The following is a 20,175-nucleotide window of genomic DNA, read 5'->3' as shown; positions in this document are numbered from 1 at the left end:
TAGATATTAGCTCGACTGTATTTTCATCAAGTATTCACAGTTATGCAATATTTGGGGTAGGTGTAGCCCGTCATAGACATCGCTCTTGGTTGCGACCATCATTGATTTTGGCTTGTTTTGGCAAAATTTGATCTGATCCTTGATTGATTGTTTACTATAACAACTCTAAAAAGGCAAGACCAAATTTTAGCAAATACGGTAAATGCTGAAAGTCCCCATCCCCTAATCCCCAGTCCCCTTTTCGGTCAAAATGTAAGACAATTTAGATCCCCGACTTCTTTAAGAAATCGGGGATCTACTTCACTAGTTCACGATTATTTTGTACGATCGCAATTATTTACGTTTTATTGGAATCCCCCAAATCTTGATTTGTCGATCAAATCCACCACTGGCAAGAATTTTACCATTGGGACTAAAAGCGATCGCACTTACCCAGTCTGTATGTCCACTCAGGGTATTTATTAACTCGCCTGTAGTTAAATTCCACAATTTAATCCCATCTCTGCCGGCACTAGCAAGGGTTTGTCCATCGGGATTAATAGCGATCGCATTTACCCAGTTATTATGTCCTGTAAAGGTGCGGACTAATTCTCCAGTATTAATATTCCACTGTTTGATGGTGCGATCGCGGCTAGCACTAACTAATGTTTCTCCATCTGGCGTAAAGATAACAGCGCTCACAGCATTAGAATGAGCTACTGATTCACGGATTAATTTACCAGTACTCAAATTCCACAGCTTGATTACACCCTTATTATCACCACTAGCCAAGGTCTGGCCATCAGGACTAATAGCCAGGGTATAAATCAAATTATCAAAGCTGACTAGAGTGCCTAAAGGGCGCTGCTGTAGCAAATCCCAGAGACGAATCCCATCCAAAGCTCCACTGATGAGAATTTTACTATCAGGAGACACCGCTAAAGATAATACGTTACTGGTATGTCCAACAAAAGAGCGGCTAAATCTAAAATTTTTCAGGCTCCAAAGGTTAATCGTATTGTCATCACTACAGCTAGCGAGGGTTTGACCATCTGGCGAAATCACTAAAGATTCTATGGCTGCTTTGTGTGCTTTGTTAATATCCGCCAACTTTTTGCCGTTTGTTGGATTCCACAGGCGAATTATACCCTCGTTTTCTGCACCTCCACTCGCAAGAATTCTGCTATCTGGACTGAAAGCGAGGGATTTGACGGTTCCGTTATGTCCTCTAAGTGTGTAAAGCAATTGAGCATTAGCAAAGTTGCTAGTAGCTTGGGAGTTTGGCGTTACTTCAATGGCAGCGTGAGCCTGATGAATGTAAAACCCTTTCCAGATAGTCACTGGAAGGGCAACAGCTGCCATAAATGCCAAGATAATATACGGCCGCAGAAAAATACCGCCACCTCTTCCCTCACTACTCACTCTTTTTCCTCACTTTTTATAGATACAGTTACCCAAATTAATTTTGCAGAGCTATTAACAAATAACTCTGCACATCCTTAAAGAGGCGGTTTTTTCTTAGAAACGCTTAACATTGGTAAAGGCGTACTAGAAGAAGAACGAGAGGGCAAATAATGTTGCACTACAGGTTCCTCTGGTAAGGGGCGACGCTGCTGGAAACGCCACAACTTAAAGCCTAGCCCTATTCCTGCCGTTCCCAAACCAAAAGCAAACAACGACCAGCTATCATTCAATCCGCCAATCAGGGCATCCATAACGCCCATCGTCATTAATACACTGATTATTGGCTCTTTTCGGTAGGTTGACTTCAAAAAACGAGGTAATACAGCATTCATCACAGCTTGGTTGGTTCCTGTTCACCTTTTGTGTATATTTACCAAGAATACCTCACCCGTAATTTGCCTTTCTCATCCAAGGCAGACACTAATTTGTGATTTTCTTTAGTAGGGGAGGAAGTTTATTCATTAATCGCGTTGCATCAACTAGTTGCAAGTTTATGATATTTCAATCAAAAATAGGTATTTCGATTCCTCTCTTACTTACATTTTAGGGCAATTATTTATGAATAAGTCTAATTAAAGTATCTAGGGCGAACTACTTCGCTATCAATTATTGAAGTCAAAGCCAACTGGTTGTTCCAACTGGTTGAAACTCTTTTGATTACTAGTGGTCTGTCAAATTCATTTTGGCGGTTAGTAAAGACGCGATAAATCGCCGTCTACATAGGGAATTCATCCGTCAATTAGTTCTTGACAGACCACTAGCTTACAACTTCAAAATTGTGCTTGTTGATGGCACTAATTTAGACCCAGCCATGATAGCACCCCTTGATTGGTGACATATTCAATCACCAGCAGCAAAGCGAAGCCAATCATTGCGGCTCGACCATTCAAGCGTTCGGCATATTCGTTAAAGCCAAACTTAGGCTCTTCTAGTTTAGGTGTAATTGTTGGTTGTGTCTGTGTCATTTTTTTTAGAAACCTTTTTTCGGCAAACGGGAATTGATATCAGACTTCTGGCAGAAGTCGGGGAAAGTGGGGGTAAAGGTTAAAGCAATAGACTTGTTCTTTTACCCTACACTTGGTAACTTATAAGACCGATTGCAGTGCTTGAATGACAAGATGACTTGAGAAATCCAGCAAAAGCTTCCTAGTCGGAGGCTATACAATCGCTCTTTTAATAAATCGTTACTATTCTTTATATATTGTATAAATACTGGGGCAATAGTCAAGGGTAAGAGTTTGGGGCTACTCAAATTTAATTGAGAAACTTAGAACACAGATTAATTATCTCTAATGCAGCTATCTGTAATAGGTCAGCGGCAATAGGAAAGTAGCAAGGTTGAAATTGGCAGGCTACAGTTAAACAAAAAAAATTATCAGAGGCGATATATGGAAATTGGTGTTCCTAAGGAAAATAAAGATCAAGAGTTTCGGGTAGGGTTAAGTCCTTCTAGTGTGCGGGTGCTGCGAGAAAATGGTCATAGCATCTTTGTGCAGACACAAGCAGGTAATGGCGCTGGTTTCTCCGATGATGATTATAGAAGTGCTGGAGCCGAAATTGTCCCCACATCAGAAACGGCTTGGAATCGGGAATTGGTTGTTAAAGTCAAAGAGCCTCTGACATCTGAGTATAATTTTTTGCAGAAAGGGCAGATATTATTTACTTATTTACACTTAGCAGCCGATCGCAAGTTGACAGAGCATTTAATTGATTGTGGCACAACTGCCATCGCTTACGAAACTGTAGAACAACCAGGCGCTAACAGATTACCCTTGCTCACCCCCATGAGCGTAATTGCCGGTCGGTTAGCAGTACAATTTGGGGCCAGATTCTTAGAACGTCAGCAAGGTGGTAGAGGTGTACTTTTAGGCGGTGTTCCTGGAGTGCAACCGGGCAAAGTAGTAATTTTAGGTGGCGGCGTTGTCGGCACAGAAGCAGCTAAAATTGCTGTGGGTATGGGTGCGATCGTGCAGATTTTAGATGTAAGTGTTGAACGCTTATCTTACTTAGAAACCCTCTTTGGCTCTAGAGTCGAATTGATTTATAGCAACTCTGCTCATATTGAAGCCGCAGTCAAAGAAGCCGATTTGCTCATCGGTGCAGTTTTAGTCTTAGGACGTAGAGCGCCAATATTAGTATCTCGTGAATTGGTCAAACAAATGCGTCCTGGTTCAGTAATAGTTGATGTAGCTGTTGACCAAGGTGGTTGCATAGAAACCTTACACCCCACATCCCACACAAATCCGGTGTACGTTGAAGAGGGTGTGGTGCATTATGGCGTTCCCAATATGCCAGGTGCAGTACCTTGGACAGCAACTCAGGCACTAAATAATAGTACATTACCTTATGTTGTCCAGTTGGCGAATTTGGGAATTAAGGCACTGGAAGTTAACCCAGCCTTAGCTAAGGGTGTGAATGTGCAGAATCATCAATTAGTGCATCCGGCTGTGCAAGAGGTATTTCCTGATTTGGTAAATTAAGGTGTGCAAGTGTCAGGCGATCGCTTATTTTAATGGAGGTAGCGATCGCTAATTAGACTAATTTTCTTGCCTTATGCGCGGATGGGTAGGTGTACAAAATGAGAAGGAGCAAAAAAGGCTGTACTCTCCTTCTATACAAGCCTTTGAGGGCAATCATACCTTTAAACCATCCGCGCACCCTATAGGGACTGCGTTTCAGCGATTTTCATCTTTTGCTATGACTATTATGATTTGCTTACTCGCGCAACCGTACATTGAAAACCAAATACAGCAGCGCTTTCAGCTTCCAGGAGTTGCAATTAACCTAAATCCCTATTAGGGATTGAAACTAGTTAAGAAAATTTTTACTGCAGATTAACATCCGTCAGTCAAACTGAGGTAATGAGGGTAAGTATATAATAAGGCAAAAACCATGAAGAAGTATAAGGAAATATTACGTGTCATCCTTGCTATATCCATCATTGTGGTTGGAGTGACACACTTTGTGATTCCAGAACCTTATGTCAAAATTATGCCGCCACAACTTCCTTACCACTTAGGATTAGTTTATCTCAGTGGCTTTTATGAAATTTTGGGTGGTATTGGGTTATTAGTTCCGCCTGTAAGTCAAGCTGCTGCTTGGGGACTTATTGCTCTTTTTATTGCGGTTTTCCCTGCCAATATCAATATGGCGGTTAATCACATTCAGCTAGAACATATACCAAACTCACCTTGGGTACACGTAGTTAGACTTCCTTTTCAAGCTGTTTTAATTGCTTGGGCTTGGTGGTATACAAAATCTTCGATTGGGGAAAAACAAGTTTCTATCATTCCTAAGTCACTGATTCCCAAGGAACTAGAATGAGAATAAGTGCGTTTTTTATATCTGAATCATGCGCGTTGCAACTTTGTTTGGAATAACACTCTCGTTAGCAATAGGCATTGGAGAAGTTACGCTTCCGGTGACTCAAGCTGTGCAGCTTAGAGATGGCTTAGTCTATTTTGTCCAACCGCCAAAACTTGTTAACGCGACAACTACTTACAAAGAGGTGAATTTTTGGGGCGCAACTTACTATTTCACTATCAATGTGCCAGAAAATGCTGGAGAATCCCTCCAGAAGGTAACAATCGCACAAAAAGAAGGATCAGAAAACATCCGCTACAATCTTGATGATACCCGCGCATTTGTCGGCACACGCGAGCGCAAAGAAACGCAACTGAAGCTAGGCTCAGTCACAAATGACCGCGACACACGCACGGTTTCTGTAAACTTTGACCCGCCTGTAACTCCAGGACAGACAATTACCATCGCTCTCAGCCCTGTGAGTAATCCCAGCTTTTCTGGTGTCTACTTATTAGGTGTTACAGCATTCCCTGTGGGTGAAAAATCTCACGGTCAATTTCTTGGCTTTGGACGGTTTCAGTTTTACGGCAATGGTAGAGGCTGGTGGTTCCGATAGAAGGAATGGGGAATAGGGAATATTTTATAAAAGTTGTGTTATAAAAACGGGCAAGAGTCTTAAACAATACGAAAGGGCTTAATGTCAAGCTTTTTTGTTAAATACTTTTGAGGATTCAGGGAAAATTAGCTGTATTTTTCCTGAGTCGCTGACGTATACTCTGATTTTTCGGTAAATGCGTAATTCTTACAGCAATGGAATCAAATGTTACTGTAAGCAATCAATACTTTAGCGTTTAATTATCAGTAATCTTTAAAAACCCCGAAAAAAATATGTTAAGTATTCCTATTAACTTAAATTTACCTCGTATACCCCATTTAATAACTACTTTACCTGGGCCTCGCGCTCAAGCAATTGTACAACGCGATCGCGCCGTAACTTCTCCTTCTTATACCCGCGATTACCCGTTAGTTGTATCTCGCGGTCAGGGCTGTATGGTAGAAGATGTAGATGGCAATGTATTTCTAGATATGACCGCAGGTATTGCCGTTACCGCCACCGGACACGCTCACCCGGAAGTCGTCAAAGCAATTCAAGAACAATCGGTCCGGCTGTTGCACATGTCAGGGACGGATTTTTATTATGAGCCGATGGTGGAACTAGCGGAACAATTAGCTATGCGCGCCCCTTTTCCCCAGCCACAGAGTAATGCTGTGTTTCCCGCAAAGATATTTTTTAGCAATTCTGGGGCAGAATCCAACGAAGGAGCAATTAAGCTAGCTCGATATTACACCAAGCGATCGCTAATTGTGGCATTCTTAGGCGCATTTCACGGACGCACTTATGGGGCGATGTCTCTCACTGGTTCCAAAGCAGTGCAGCGAGCTAATTTTGGGCCTTTAGTTCCTGGGGTAACTCATATTCCCTACGGCACTCACGCTAGCTTAGATTATCTGGAACAACAGCTATTTACAACGATTTTACCACCGCAAGAAGTAGCAGCGATCATCGTCGAACCGATTCAAGGAGAGGGTGGATATATCGTACCCGAAGATGGTTTTTTACAACGGATTCGGGAGATATGCGATCGCCACGGTATTCTGATGGTAGTGGATGAAGTACAAGCGGGGATGGGGCGGACTGGTCGCTTATTTGCGATCGAGCATTGGGGTGTGATGCCTGATATCATTACTACTGCTAAAGGTATCGCCAGTGGTATGCCCTTGGGAGCGATACTTGCCAGACCAGAGTTAATGACTTGGCCTCCCGGTTCTCACGCTACTACATTTGGCGGTAATCCCGTAGCTTGTGCTGCTGGTATTGCCACACTCCGACTCTTGGAAGGTGGTTTGATGGCAAACGCTACCGAGATGGGAGAATTATTACAAGCTAGTCTTACCAAGTTGCATCAAAGATTTCCCAGAGTATCGCCGCCACGAGGTAAGGGTTTGATGGTAGCGGTGGATTTATTGGATGAAGTGGGTAATCTCGATCATAAATTACGCGATCGCATTATCCAAGAAGCTTTTTTACGCGGTTTATTATTGCTAGGTTGCGGTAAAGCCGCAATTCGTTTCTGTCCTCCTCTAGTTATCGACAGTGACCAAATTCAGATAGCCCTTGAGATTATCAGCGAGATTTTAAAAAATTATAGGGACTGGGGATTGGGGACTGGGGACTGAAAAAATTAGTTGAACCTTAATACTTAATCCAATCTCTAATTCCCAATTCCTAATCCCAATTCCTAATCCCCAATTCCCAATTCCCAATTCCCAATCTCCAATCCCCAATCCCCAATCCCCAGTCCCCAATCCCCAGTTCATTATGAAACCCGAAATAACCCTGATTTTATGGAAATTACTTTGGCAAGAATACAGCGCCAGGGTAAATCATGCCCGTACCTACCAACAAATGATTACTGCTGCGGGTGGGACTGTCGCCAACGACCACATTGCCTTTCGGTCTTTGCGTTTATTAGTAGATACTCCACAGGGTCAAGTTAATTTGGGAATTGACTACCTTGGACAACTTGCAGAAGCTTTAGGTTACGTGGCGGCTGGAGAGTATACTTTTGCTCAAACTCATTTGTACGCTCGTCATTATCGTCATCCGCAGCAAGAGGAATTTAACTTACCCAAGCTGTTTATCAGCGAGTTGATTGTCGATGAATTGCCTGCTAATATTGCCCAACTCATCTCTAAAACAGTATCTTCAATCGCAAAGGAACTGACCTCACCCCTGATTATTCTACAAAAAGACAGGAATATTGAAACCATCGCCAAAGAACTCCAGCAAGTCTTTACCCGCCCTTGGCAACTTCCCCAGCGTTCTATTGTGGAAGAGGTAAATCAGGTTACTCAATATGGCGCTTGGATGTTGCTGCACGGATATGCTGTCAACCATTTCACAGGCTACATCAACGGACAGAATACTCCAGAATATCCAGATATTGATACTACCGCCAGTGCTTTGGCTAACCTGGGTGTACCAATGAAAGCAGAGATAGAGGGAAATATTACTTGTGGTTTGCGGCAAACTACGACTCAAGCAGTCACAGAAATGGTGACGGTATTAGATGATAACAGTGGTGCAGAAATTCAGATTCCTTGGACTTACGCCTATTATGAAATTGCCCAGCGCTATTTAGTAGAAGTGGAATCTGGAAAGCAGGTACTTTTTGATGCTTTTTTAGGAAGTAATGCCCAGCAATTGTTTGAAATGACTCGTCTTTTGAAATGACTCGTCTAAGTAGGTACGAGGAAGGAGAGAAAAGTCAAAATCAGATTCCTATATCCCAATACAGTTCAGTTAAGCTTGTCTTCCTTCTTCTTCTCTTCCTTCTCTTCCTTTGCGTCCTTTGCGTCCTTTGCGGTTCGTTAAAAAATCACTTTAACAAAGAGTAAAGCCTTAACTGAACCGTATTGTCCTATATCCGCATTAAGAATTAAGCGCAGCACCACTAGCCTTAAACTTGGGATAAGCAATGCGTTTGTGATGAAATTGCTGCCAAACTTCCACAAATATTTCAGCAATTTGTGACATTTCTTCCCGTGTTAGTCCTGAATCTACGAGTTGATTGTCTTGCCATTTGGCACGCAGGATGTTATTTAACATTGTTAAAGCTTGTTCGGTGGAGACATCTTTAATTAATGGCTTCTTTCCCGGAGATTTAGCCGATACTTGCAGCGATCGCAGCGCGGCTTCACAAGAATCTGCTAACATCACAATTCCTGTTTCCCGTGATTGCGGAATCGGCCCATCATAGCGAAAATCTGCGTCGTCTACTATTAAACTCGGATCTTCCTGAGCCATTTGCTGCGCTTGGTGATGAAAATAGGCAATCAGCATCGTTCCCTGATGCTCTGGAATAAAAGCTTGAATTGCTGTCGGTAAAAGGTGTTTACGCGCCATCACCAACCCTTCAGTCACGTGCTTTTTAATAATTTCTGCACTCTTCCAAGGGTCTTTAATCTCAGTATCATGTTTATTCGGCCCACCCATTTGATTTTCAATAAAGCCAAGGGGATCGTGCATTTTACCAATATCGTGATATAATGTTCCGGCCCTGACCAATTCAACATTGCATCCTAGTTCTTTGGCAGCAGCTTCGGCAAGGGTAGCCACAAGCAGGGTATGTTGAAAAGTTCCCGGAGTTTCAGTAGCAAGTCGTTTTAATAAAGGGCGGTTAGGATTCGCCAACTCTGCTAGGCGGATTGGGGTAACTAAATCAAAAACTTTTTCTAGATAAGGACTCAAGCCCAAGGCGACAATACTCCAGCCTAAGCCGGATAAAGCAAACAATCCGGCTTCTTGGAGGACGATATACCAGGTAGAACCAAATGCTTGACCAATTAAGATTTTAACAACCAGATAAATACCGCCTTGAGTTAAAGCGATCGCCACACCTAATAAGGCCAATTCTTCACGCGATCGCAATCGTTGAGCGATGTAACTACCTAATATTCCTCCCCCAACACCAGCTAAAAGGGCAGCCTTGCTCATCTCCAAACTAATGCCTAAGATCGGCAACAACAGTCCGACAACTGTTAACCCCAAAGTAGAGCCGTAGAAGCTTCCCAACAACAAACCAAGGGCACTCCAGGTAGTGTAGGGCAATCCGATGGCGATCGCTCCTGGTACACTCAGAGTTAGCAGTAACACTAACAGGCGATCGCGTTGTCGCAATTCGTAATCGATATGCCGTTCTACCCAGACAAAAATGCCAATGGCGATCGCAATCACGCTTCCTAACTTCAGCAACTCCTGCCATTTTATCTCCCGACGAATCAGGTGATAATGCTCTAGCACGTCAAAGTTCCATGCAGTAATCTGCGCTCCTTTTTTGACAATCACCTCACCATAATGTACCGTTACCATCACAGGTGGTACACCAGCAGCAGCCTTTTGAGCGTTTTCTCTTGTTTGTTCTTCATCATTTTGCAGATTCGGCTTAAGTACAGCTAACAACACATTCTTTGCCAAAGTTTCGGCGTCTTCTGGTACAAAGGTCTGTAATTGTAAACTCACCGCATCTTGTAAGATATTTTTTGGTAGTCCTTGTGGGATGCCTTGGGCAAGAATCCGCTCTGTAATTTGATGGATTCCTGTTTGTGTTTTTTCCCACTCCACATCTAATAAATCTAAAAGGAGGGATTCTTCGTATACTGCTTCTGGGTTAACAGTCTCTAACTGTAAAAGTTTGGCAGTGGCTTGGGTGTATCTTTGGCGTGCTTGGGAAATTAGAGCAATCAGTAAGGATAAGTTTTTCTCAGAAGTTGTGAGGCGGTAAGATTCTAGTTCTGCTAAGGCTTGAGTAAAGTCAGTATTTTGAGAAAAATTAGCTGACTCTGTTTTTTTTGGACTCTGTGAATCAGATTTGGGTGTTGTGCGCGGCTGGCGTTGCTGATTGGATGAGGCGGTAGTTTGTCCTTTTGGTTTCTTCTGCTGATTTTTACTATTTTCTACAGTCAATAGCAGTGCTTGCCATTCTAAGTCAGGACAAGAGCGGAGATAACGCTGGGTAGAAATGGATAAAACTACAGAATCAAAAAAAGGAAAAGCTCCAGCAACGGCGCGAATTTCGTTGCCATCATCTAGGAGTTGTTGCAAATTTTTATTAATTTCTTCATTCATTCGCGCATCAAGCATCAACACCTTTAAGGAGCTTTTACTAACGGCTTTGCGCTTGGCTTCTGTTTTTTTCTGATTTTCGATACTAGCTGTGTAAGGGGCTGTAATTGTCTGGGGCGCGGGATTTCCGACTTGGAGTTGCGTCTGATTGTATAATTTATTTCCAATAACGCCTGTTAGAGATACGATCGCGATCGCCAAAATTACCGAGTAACGCTGTTGATATGCCCAATCTAAACCGACTGCACAAATACTGCTCTGAGTTTTGACCGATTTTGCCTTTGGTTTTAGCGCTCTTTCTTGTTTTCGACGCTCGCTTTTGTGATTGGTTTTTGATAAAAACAGGAGTATATTCTTGAGCATAGTCCTTAGAAGTTCCCTTCTATGGGTTTTAGCTTTGGGACTTCTCATTAACTTTCCCTTACGGCATAGTGTTGTATACTGTCGCCGCCAGTGAGTCAATTGCTGGTTCAAGAACTGCAAAAATTGCTGCATTTTCATTATCTCTGCCTGCAATTGCCGACTTTGATGGCTCAAAAAAAGACAATCATCAGGAAAGTTTACCGAACAAGGCAAAAGTAAAAAGGCAAAAGAAAGAAAAAGAAAAATGGTTGTGAGCCGCCTAAATTTATTTATGGGGATTATCTTTTTACTTTTTACTTCTTAATCTGCGGCTACTGTAACTACGGTGGCGGGTCTTTTTTACTGCCGATTTGCCACAATAGCTACCTACAGAATCAGTCCGAGGTTTGCGGAAAAATTCTAGTATATGATACTAATACAGGCATTTAACCCCTTATCTGGTTAATTGAGATTAACGCAACCGAATAACGCGAGGAGCTGCGTAAACTGAAAGCAGAACCGCCTCACATCCCTCCTCTGCTAACTCCCTTGGATTTAAGGTAAGATCATACACTCCCGACCACACCGCCACAAATGCATCAGTCAATTGTAACATTTGGGAAAAACTAGTTAGTCCCCATACTGGAGGATTACTCTGCAAGAGCAAAACTTGCCAATTTACAGGAATTCCACTGATACCGTTATATGCGCCTGATAAAGCACCAGTAATTGCACCTGTAGCCTTTGAGCTTAGAGGCGTAGCATCTAGCACTTGAGAATTATTGTTGTAAGTTGCCTGCAAAACTGCAAGGCGAAAGTCTTCCAAGGTACTCAAAAAGCAGTAAAATGCCATTGCAATAGTGTTACTGAGTTTTTCTTCCCTCGCAAACTCAGCTTGTGCCCTTGACAATCCAACCCCTTGTGCTAATAAATTCTGGACTCTTAATAATTTTTTTGGTATTGATGTCGGTGTTTCTCCGATAAAAGCAATTGTTTGTGGAATAAGGGTTAGGGGGTCAAGTTTTTCAGTTAGGGCAAGAGCGATCGCATAAGCAACTGCGAGTGTTCCATCTCTTACTACTGGGTCATCTTTCCAGATGTTTAGTACACGTAGCAAGTTTTGACGCAGTTTAATTGGATTTTCGTGAAAAAAGAGTGCTACTGGTAGTGTGGCAATAATTATTTTTATCGATGTATCATCAGTTGCAGCTAAATGAAGCGATTGTTCTTGCTGACGCCTTATCCAATCATCTAAATCTAATCTACCTAATGCAATCAAACTCTGAGTACCAAGAACCGCCATTTTGCCCAAATCTAGGTAACTCTGAAATTGGATTTCACCACCAGAAGCTAAACTTCCCCCCAGAAATGCTCCAAGTAAAGTACCTTTAAACCGACTTATAGGAGAGTAACGCATACAATTTTGAATTTTAGATTTTAGATTTTAGAACTTCATCTAAAGTCTAAAATCTATAACTGATTCATCTTTCATCCTTTCTTAAATGATTTACCAAAGCTTGTAAGCCCAACAGGTAACTTTGAACGCCAAAACCACTTATTTGTCCGATCGCAACTGGGGCGATGTACGAATGATGGCGAAAATCTTCTCGGCGGTAAATGTTACTCAGATGCACTTCTACTGTGGGTAAGTTAACAGCAGCGATCGCATCTCGCAAGGCGACACTTGTGTGCGTATATGCGCCTGCATTAATCAGAATTCCCTGATACTCTCCTAATGCGCCATGAATAGTATCTACCAAAATTCCTTCGTGATTTGACTGCACAGAAAAAACTTTCGCCTGTAACTTGAATGCTTCTTCTTCTAACAGGCGGTTAATCTCAGCTAGCGTCAAAGAACCATAAATTCCTGGTTCTCGCTGTCCTAGCAAATTTAAGTTTGGCCCATGCAGTACTAGAATGCTTAAGGGTTGCGTCGAGTTCAGCACTTTGGGGTTAGTGGCGACGGCGTGAGCGATCGTTCACAGGAATCGGAATCAGTTCCGGTTCCGGTTCAGCCTCCGGCCCTAACAGGCTCTCAATTAGCCTACGAGCTAATTCCTTAAGCTTTTCCAGCACCTTTTCTATATAGTCCATGAACAGACCGCTCCTGAGATACTACCTCAATTTTTGATTAACAGGTACGCAGAAAATGGCATATTTTCGCACCTCTGGCTTCCAATCGGGCTGATACACAATCCCGTATTTGGGACATAAGCCACTTCTAAAATTTGGCGTTGTGTTTTCCCTTACCTTTTAGACTATCACACTTGCAACCTATCGAACTGTATCCTATCAAGGATGGATATCAAGGGTCAAGAGTTCAGGATCGGACTTGAGACTCTTGACTACGAATTTTAGATTTTAGATTAAAAGAATTTTGGGGTTCATGCCCCGCCTCTTGTAGGCGAAGTAAATCTAAAATCCCAAATTAGCTGACTTGTAACTAACCTTCGGTGGTCTTTTTCTTTGCAGCTGTCGTTGATGACTTAGCAGTTGACTTAGTAGTTGACTTAGATTTGGAACTCGTTGATTTACTCGTTTTGCGAGTCGATTTCCCAGTCGATGCCTTAGCAGCCAGCAAGTTCAATGCCGCCGTCAAAGTTATATCTTCTACCGTTTGACCTTCTGGGATACTTACATTAGTTTTGCCATACTTGATGTAAGGTCCATAAGGGCCATCGTAGATATTGATTGTTTCCCCATCCTCTGGATGCGTACCCAATTCGCGTAAAGCCGCCTTGGACTTGCTGTTGGTGGAACTGCGTCCCTTTTTGGGTTCGGATAACAATTCCAATGCACGTTCTAGGCTAATTGCCAATACATTATCAGCAGCTTTTAGGGAGCGGTAGTCTTTCCCTTCTTTACCTTGGTCATGAACCACGTAAGGACCAAAGCGTCCCAAACTTGCTTGGATTTTGCCCCCAGTCACGGGATGAACTCCCAATGTTCGGGGTAGTGCCAACAGACCAACAGCCATTTCCAGGGTAACGGTTTCTGGGGTGACACCTTTAAGTAAGGAGGCTTGTTTTGGTTTGGGGTTTTCGTCGGTTTTATCACCCAATTGGACGTAGGGCCCGTAAGCACCAATTTTCACATAAATCGGTTCGCCAGTTTCGGGATGCCGACCTACCTGGTCAGGGCCAGTGATTTTTTGCCGCAGCAGCACTTCTACCTGTTTGGGGTCGAGGTCAGCTGGTGTCAAGTCTTTGGGAATTGACGCGGTGATCACCCCCTCACCATTTACGACTTCGATGTAGGGGCCATATTTTCCAATGCGGACTTTGGCATCTAGATTCTCTAGTTCTACAGTCCTAGCTTTGGTGGCATCAATTTGACTTTCCCGTTCTCTAACTAGGGTTTCCAGCCCTTTCTCACCTAGATAGAATTGCTGCAAGTAGGGCAGCCATTTCGCTTCACCTGTGGCAATGTCATCAAGGGTTTGCTCCATTTTCGAAGTAAAACTGGGATCAACAATGTCTGGAAAATGCTTTTCCAGCAAGTCGGTGACGGCGAAAGCGGTGAAGGTGGGAATCAGGGCGTTAGTCACCAAATGGGCATAACCCTTGTCGATGATTGTGCCAATGATGCTGGCGTAGGTACTGGGACGACCGATACCTTCGCTTTCTAATGTTTTCACCAAAGAAGCTTCGGTGTATCTAGCTGGCGGTTGAGTTTCGTGCCCAACGGCTTCTAGCTCTGTACAATTCGGATGATCTCCTACTTTCAGATTTGGCAAAATTACTTCCTGGTCTTCCAGTGCTGCTTCTGGGTCATCTGAGCCTTCGACGTAGGCGCGTAGGTATCCTGGAAACTCAATTCGTTTGCCAGAAGAACGGAATCCAGCATCCTCAACTTGTAATTGCACGGTAATTTGAGTTTGCCGAGAATCAGCCATTTGACAGGCAACAGTCCGCTTCCAAATCAAATCGTAAATGGCAAGTTCCCGACCACCCAAAGCAGTTTCTTGGGGGGTGCGGAAGGTACTACCTGCTGGACGAATTGCTTCGTGTGCCTCTTGTGCGCCTTTGGATTTGGTGGTGTATTGCCGGGGTTGGGGACTGAGGTATTGTTGACCGTAAAGCTTTTCTACACAACTGCGAGCAGCTGCGATCGCTTGATCTGACAAATGCACTGAATCTGTCCGCATATAGGTAATATACCCTTGCTCGTACAAATTCTGGGCAACCCGCATGGTGTCACGGGCTGAGAGGCGCAGTTTCCGGTTAGATTCCTGCTGCAACGTCGAAGTAGTGAACGGTGGCGACGGTTTGCGCGTTACTGGGCGTTCTTCGATGTCGTTAACATTCCAGGTTTTCCCAGTTAGGCGTTCCTTGAGGGCTACCGCTTGTTCTTCGTTGAGCAACAAAACATTGCGACCTGCGGTAATTTCTCCTGTGGCTGCGTCAAAATCGCTACCATTAGCGATTTTAGTTCCTCCCAACGTTACCAACTGGGCACCAAAGGGGGTTTTTTCCTTTGACAAACTGGCTTTCAAATCCCAGTACGTACCCTCATGGAAAGCACGGCGTTGGCGTTCTCTAGTGACTAAAAGTCTCACAGCTACAGATTGCACTCGCCCAGCAGATAATCCCCAGGCGATTTTTTTCCATAACAGGGGAGATAGGGTATAGCCGACAAGTCGATCTAAAATCCGCCGTGTTTCTTGGGCGCGAACCAACTGCTCATCAATATTGCGGCAGTTTTTCAGAGCTTTTTTGATCGCCTCTTGGGTAATTTCGTGAAACACCATCCGCTTAGTGGGAACCTTCGGCTTCAGCAGTTGGTATAAATGCCAACTAATGCTTTCACCTTCCCGGTCTTCGTCCGTTGCCAGAATCAGTTCATCTACATCCTTGAGGGCATCTTTCAGCTGGGTAACAATTTTCTTTTTGTCTTTCGGGACAACATATACCGGTTCAAAGTCGGCGTCCACATTTACCCCTAGCTGCGCCCATGATTCCCCCTTGACGGCAGCGGGAATTTCACTAGCCGATTGGGGTAGGTCACGCACATGACCCATAGATGCCTCCACCCGATAGCCTGCTGGCAGGTAGTTGCGAATGGTACGAGCTTTGGTTGGAGATTCGACGATGACGAGAGTTGACATGGAAATTTCAATAAAAAGAAGAGCTACTAAGCCAAACAGTCAAATTGAGGTAACTTTTGCAAATTGTCAAGATAAATGGTCACGCTTAGGGCGGTGATTTAATCCTCACATAAACTGCCTGCTTGGGAGAAAATTCGCTGAACTTATTGCCCAGTCTGTCCCAGAGGATAAATGAGGGTACGCTGGGTCTGAATTTCCAGCTATTTTAATCTTTAACTTATCTAACGCATAATTGGCGACTACAGTTTTTAAATTTGGGGACTGGGGATTGGGGACTGGGGAAATGAGGGAGACAAGGGAGACAAGGGGACAAGGAGATAAACAAAACTCCTAACTCTTGTACAGACAAAGATTTTTCGCGTCTCTACTCTTAACTCCTAACTCAGCACTACGAACGCCCAATTCCCATTTAATAGAGCTTGTGCCAAAATTAAATCAAAATTGAGAGCAAAAGCGAAGTGGGATTTGTACCCATGTCAGGAAAGCAAAACTATGCAACCAATTCGTCAGGGTGATGTGATCTTACTACCTGTGCAGCAGGTTGAAGGACAAAAAATACCTCATTTAACTTTGGCAGAAGGCGAAGTTACGGGTCATAAACATCGGATTACTGAAGGCGAGGCGGAATTATTGGAAAAAGATAGCACACTTTACTTACGTGTTTTTTCAGATTCGGCATTGCTAGCTCATGAGGAGCATAAAGCTATTTCTATTCCCCAAGGTGACTGGATGGTGAAAATTCAGCGAGAATACGAGCCTGAAGGTTGGCGTTATGTCGCTGATTGAAAAGTTAACGCCTGAGCAAGAGGCTTTGATTCCAGTTTATCGGGAGAAGTGGAGAGCGATCGCGCTTTCAACTGAGCGAATTGATAGAGAGAAAGCTGCTAATGTGGTAAAAGCTGCTTATGTGGCGATTGGTTTTGAAGAACCTGAAATTGTTTTTTGTGATAGCCCTTATGCAGCTTGCAACTGGATGCTAAAACGACTGTCACCTCAATTTATAGACAGTTACCTCAATAATGAACCAAATAGTTTAGAGAGCTTATTTTCGCCTCATATCTTTAAAGAACTTGCCAGTAAACTCCGTCACAGCTTGGGAAACAAGTACGTAAAATTCCTCAAGTGTTTCTATGGTATGGCAGATTCTCAGTTAAATTATGAAATACACAAAGGCTTAATTGAAAAATTTTGCACTGAAGTAAACGAGCAGCTAGAGGATCATTCGTGGTTGATTGAAGTTCAACTTAATAACTCCTTTAGACTTGAAAATCACGGAAATTGGATGGATGGAAATGATTTTTGTATCTCTGTTTTGAACATTGTTCATCCTCAACAGAAATGGAAAAGATTTCAATCTTTAATTCAAGAATGTGGCTGGATTTTTGCTTTTGAAAACATTTGTATTATATGCGATCGCCCCCTTCACCTGCGCTTCGACAATGAAAATCGCTTCCACGCTGAAGGCGAACCCGCCATTGAATTTACTGATGGATATAGCCTCTACTCATACCACGGCGTAACCTTACCTGAAAAATACGGTAAAATCCATCCGCAGCAATGGCAAGCTGAATGGCTTTTATCAGAGGAAAATGCCGAACTACGCCGAGTGTTAATTCAGGGTATTGGTTACGCTAGAATCTGCCAAGAATTACAAGCTATTGAAGTAGATACTTGGCAAGAATATACATTACTAAAAATTTATAATAATGTGGATATTGAGCCAATTTATTTATTAAAAATGACTTGTCCTAGTACAAGCTTTATTCATGCCTTGCGAGTTCCGCCGAATATGAACTCAGCGCGTGAAGCAATTCGCTGGATAAATTGGGGTGTAGATTCAGAAGAATTTGGTGTGCAAACATAATTGCTTAAGATACTTTCCCCATTTAGAAATTGTTCAACGATCGCTACCCAATTTCTTGATAAAATCTCCATGTTCAGCAGATTGCAAACCTGCTTGTAAAATCTTCAATACACCCTGCATATTACCTGCTAATAACTCTGTCGCCGCTAACCACAACCCTGGAAATACCCGACTTTGCAAAACGCCTTCATTATCAGGTATTAATTCCAAATATTCACCCTGTTCCAGAGAAAACCAAGTCAATTTTTGGTCTAAAACTTGCCAAACAATATATTCTTTGACACCGTTGCGACGATAAGCCTGTTTTTTGCCATGAAGATCGATAGCCGCACTACTAGCAGCAATTTCCACAACTAACTCTGGCGCACCTTCAATATAATCATCTTCACTCAGCCGCGTTTGACCACCGGCTTCTGGTTCAATCAACAGAACAACATCGGGTTGAGGTTCGTTATCTAAGTCTAAGCGGACGGTAGGTTCAACTCCCAACGCTACACCAGGAGTTGCAGCTTCGTAAGCAACTAACCAACCAATAACCCAACCATGCGGTTGACCGTGACTTCGGAAACGCAGAGCAGCTGGCATAATATAGACAATCCCTTCAATTAATTCAGCTTTTTTCAGGTTAGGGGTGGCATTATAGCGACGCTCAAATTCGTAGCGGGTGAGTTTGTCGCCATTTTCCAAAAGAGGAATTGTCAAAGGCTGGGAGGGTGTTTTCACCATAATTGTTGTACTGAAAATGAGCTTGTGTACATCCTAGCGCTGCGAACCGCTATAAATATTCTAGCTAGTACTTGTAAATAGCCATAGGACTTACGCAAAATAATGAAAAAACGAACCGCCAAGGACGCAAAGGACGCAGAGAAATAAGAGTTTTAGAGAGTTATTGCGTAAGTCCTAAGCCAGATTGAAATAGTTTGCAATAATAGCCAAGCATTTAAGCTACCAATCACAATTGCTACTAACCATGATAAAGTTTTTAGCCACCAAGGATTGACAAATTCACCCATTAAGTGACGATTACTCGTAAACATCACCAAAGGCACTACCGCAAACGATAGCTGTAAACTCAAGATCACTTGACTAAAAATTAGTAAGCTACCTGTACTCTTTTCTCCCAAAAGAATAATTGAAATTAATGCTGGGATAATGGCAATTAATCTAGTCAATAATCTACGTAGCCAAGGTTTTAGACGCAGATTTAAAAATCCTTCCATGACGATTTGCCCTGCTAAGGTGGCAGTCAGGGTTGAACTTTGTCCAGAAGCAAGTAATGCCAAGCCAAAAATGGCGCTGGCGGCATTCACACCCAATAAGGGAGAGAGCAATTTATAAGCATCTTGAATTTCTGCAACATCCTGATTACCAGAAAAATGAAAAGTTGCCGCAGCAATAATCAAAATTGCTGAGTTGATAAACAAGGCAAAACATAAAGCAACTGTAGAATCGATTGTGCCAAACTTAATTGCTTCCCATTTCTTTTGGGATGTTGATTCCCAATCTCGCGTCTGCACAATTGATGAGTGTAGATACAAGTTGTGTGGCATCACTGTTGCCCCCAAAATGCCAATAGCAATGTAGAGCATTTCTGGATTTTGTACAATTTCTATTTTGGGAACATATCCTAATAAAACTCCGCCCAAATCAGGACGCGAAAAAATGATTTCTGCTGTGAAGCAAATACCTACAGTTGCTACTAACAAGATTACCAAAGCTTCTGTATAGCGAAAGCCTTTGTTTTGTAGCAGTAATAATACAATTACATCTAGTGCTGTGATACACACGCCCCAACTCAGGGGAATGCCAAAAAGCAGTTGCAGTGCGATCGCACTTCCCAAAACTTCCGCTAAGTCACAGGCTGCGATCGCTATTTCACAAAGTACCCATAACCCGAAGTTAACACGTGGGCTGAAATTATCTCGACAAGCCTGCGCTAAATCTCGCCCCGTTGCTACTCCCAACCGCACACACAGAGATTGCATTAAAATTGCCATCAAGTTGGAAAGCATAATCACCGTTAGCAACGTATAACCAAATTTAGCCCCACCGGCTAAGTCAGTTGCCCAGTTACCAGGGTCCATATACCCTACAGATACCAAATATCCTGGCCCTCCATAAGCCAACATCTTGCGCCAGAAGCTTTTGGTGTTAGGAATTTTAATGCTGCGATGAACTTCAGGTAGGCTGGGCTTCCTGGCTGGTTTTTCTGGAAAGGGCATTTGTTTACACTCTTATTTTTCATAATTCTCTCATAATCTTATGAAATACTAACAGTAACAGCTATCTTGACAAGTTTACAAAACTTAATATTCACTAAATATTAGTAGAAATATTTAACAATCAACCTAGATTTTGTGTTGATATAGATTCTCGTTCTTAAATTATCAACTTGTAAAAACTTCTTTTTTTAATTACATTTGAATAAAG

The 20,175-nt window shown here is 42.8% G+C and carries 18 protein-coding genes; 8 read left to right on the top strand and 10 right to left on the bottom strand.

From position 1 onward, the window contains the following. Positions 1-333: 333 nt before the first annotated feature. The 3 genes from V7L07_RS28360 to V7L07_RS28350 all read right to left on the bottom strand — a co-directional run bounded on the left by V7L07_RS28360 (position 334) and on the right by V7L07_RS28350 (position 2,408). Positions 334-1,341 carry a WD40 repeat domain-containing protein gene (locus V7L07_RS28360; protein ID WP_442936091.1) on the bottom strand — a complete coding sequence of 336 codons (1,008 nt, stop codon included), beginning with the start codon at positions 1,339-1,341 and terminating at the stop codon, positions 334-336. Positions 1,342-1,478: 137 nt separating this feature from the next. Continuing rightward, complete coding sequence (locus tag V7L07_RS28355) at positions 1,479-1,775, bottom strand: hypothetical protein (RefSeq protein ID WP_335062428.1); 297 nt, start codon at positions 1,773-1,775, stop codon at positions 1,479-1,481. 462 nt (positions 1,776-2,237) lie between these two features. Beyond that, positions 2,238-2,408, bottom strand: coding sequence for a hypothetical protein (locus V7L07_RS28350; protein WP_335062426.1), 171 nt, complete (start codon positions 2,406-2,408; stop codon positions 2,238-2,240). Between the two features lie 423 nt (positions 2,409-2,831). On the opposite strand from V7L07_RS28350, the gene ald reads away from it, so the two are divergent. From ald to V7L07_RS28325, 5 genes are all read left to right on the top strand, one after another. Beyond that, positions 2,832-3,923: an alanine dehydrogenase gene (gene ald / locus V7L07_RS28345; RefSeq protein ID WP_335062425.1), complete on the top strand. Its 1,092-nt coding sequence runs from the start codon at positions 2,832-2,834 to the stop codon at positions 3,921-3,923. Between the two features lie 412 nt (positions 3,924-4,335). Continuing rightward, positions 4,336-4,767: a DoxX family protein gene (locus tag V7L07_RS28340; protein WP_335062423.1), complete on the top strand. Its 432-nt coding sequence runs from the start codon at positions 4,336-4,338 to the stop codon at positions 4,765-4,767. Between the two features lie 28 nt (positions 4,768-4,795). Next, positions 4,796-5,362 (top strand): DUF2808 domain-containing protein, encoded by a 567-nt coding sequence (locus tag V7L07_RS28335; RefSeq protein WP_335062421.1) that lies wholly within the window; start codon positions 4,796-4,798, stop codon positions 5,360-5,362. A 272-nt stretch (positions 5,363-5,634) separates the two neighbouring features. Next, complete coding sequence (locus V7L07_RS28330) at positions 5,635-6,984, top strand: acetyl ornithine aminotransferase family protein (RefSeq protein ID WP_335062419.1); 1,350 nt, start codon at positions 5,635-5,637, stop codon at positions 6,982-6,984. Positions 6,985-7,126: 142 nt separating this feature from the next. Beyond that, positions 7,127-8,041 (top strand): DUF1338 domain-containing protein, encoded by a 915-nt coding sequence (locus V7L07_RS28325; RefSeq protein ID WP_335062418.1) that lies wholly within the window; start codon positions 7,127-7,129, stop codon positions 8,039-8,041. 198 nt (positions 8,042-8,239) lie between these two features. Here the strand turns inward: V7L07_RS28325 and V7L07_RS28320 are convergent, their stop codons facing one another. After that, a complete protein-coding gene (locus tag V7L07_RS28320; protein WP_335062416.1) occupies positions 8,240-10,933 on the bottom strand; it encodes an HD family phosphohydrolase in 2,694 nt (897 codons plus the stop codon). Between V7L07_RS28320 and V7L07_RS28315 the strand changes: the two genes are divergently transcribed. Beyond that, the gene (locus tag V7L07_RS28315; RefSeq protein WP_335062462.1) at positions 10,864-11,049 is read left to right on the top strand and encodes a hypothetical protein; all 186 of its coding nucleotides are present in this window, start codon (positions 10,864-10,866) and stop codon (positions 11,047-11,049) included. The two genes, V7L07_RS28320 and V7L07_RS28315, sit on opposite strands and share 70 nt — an antisense overlap. A 197-nt stretch (positions 11,050-11,246) precedes the next feature. Here the strand turns inward: V7L07_RS28315 and V7L07_RS28310 are convergent, their stop codons facing one another. The 4 genes from V7L07_RS28310 to topA form a co-directional block, all read right to left on the bottom strand. Further along, the gene (locus tag V7L07_RS28310) at positions 11,247-12,191 is read right to left on the bottom strand and encodes an ADP-ribosylglycohydrolase family protein (RefSeq protein WP_335062414.1); all 945 of its coding nucleotides are present in this window, start codon (positions 12,189-12,191) and stop codon (positions 11,247-11,249) included. 64 nt (positions 12,192-12,255) lie between these two features. Continuing rightward, the gene (gene aroQ / locus V7L07_RS28305; RefSeq protein ID WP_335062412.1) at positions 12,256-12,720 is read right to left on the bottom strand and encodes a type II 3-dehydroquinate dehydratase; all 465 of its coding nucleotides are present in this window, start codon (positions 12,718-12,720) and stop codon (positions 12,256-12,258) included. 7 nt (positions 12,721-12,727) lie between these two features. After that, positions 12,728-12,868, bottom strand: a complete 141-nt coding sequence (locus V7L07_RS28300) for a hypothetical protein (RefSeq protein WP_012410890.1) — start codon at positions 12,866-12,868, stop codon at positions 12,728-12,730. Positions 12,869-13,217: 349 nt separating this feature from the next. Then, on the bottom strand, positions 13,218-15,881 hold the full coding sequence (gene topA, locus V7L07_RS28295) for a type I DNA topoisomerase (RefSeq protein WP_335062410.1): 2,664 nt from the start codon (positions 15,879-15,881) through the stop codon (positions 13,218-13,220). 492 nt (positions 15,882-16,373) lie between these two features. On the opposite strand from topA, the gene V7L07_RS28290 reads away from it, so the two are divergent. Both V7L07_RS28290 and V7L07_RS28285 read left to right on the top strand, forming a co-directional pair. Further along, positions 16,374-16,667, top strand: coding sequence for a hypothetical protein (locus V7L07_RS28290; RefSeq protein WP_179064340.1), 294 nt, complete (start codon positions 16,374-16,376; stop codon positions 16,665-16,667). Then, entirely contained in the window at positions 16,654-17,745 is a 1,092-nt protein-coding gene (locus V7L07_RS28285; RefSeq protein WP_335062408.1) for a DUF6745 domain-containing protein, read from the top strand. The genes V7L07_RS28290 and V7L07_RS28285 overlap by 14 nt, the downstream gene beginning before the upstream one ends. 33 nt (positions 17,746-17,778) lie before the next feature. Here V7L07_RS28285 and V7L07_RS28280 read toward each other — a convergent pair whose 3' ends face one another. Together V7L07_RS28280 and V7L07_RS28275 are read right to left on the bottom strand one after the other, a co-directional pair. Next, complete coding sequence (locus V7L07_RS28280) at positions 17,779-18,471, bottom strand: Uma2 family endonuclease (RefSeq protein WP_335062407.1); 693 nt, start codon at positions 18,469-18,471, stop codon at positions 17,779-17,781. A 152-nt stretch (positions 18,472-18,623) separates the two neighbouring features. Further along, entirely contained in the window at positions 18,624-19,967 is a 1,344-nt protein-coding gene (locus V7L07_RS28275; RefSeq protein WP_335062405.1) for an Nramp family divalent metal transporter, read from the bottom strand. Positions 19,968-20,175: the final 208 nt, after the last annotated feature.

This window comes from Nostoc sp. (assembly GCF_036916985.1).
GTDB lineage: Bacteria > Cyanobacteriota > Cyanobacteriia > Cyanobacteriales > Nostocaceae > Nostoc.
The sequence above is the reverse complement of the archived record's forward strand: the minus strand, read 5'-3'. Positions and strand labels throughout refer to the sequence as shown.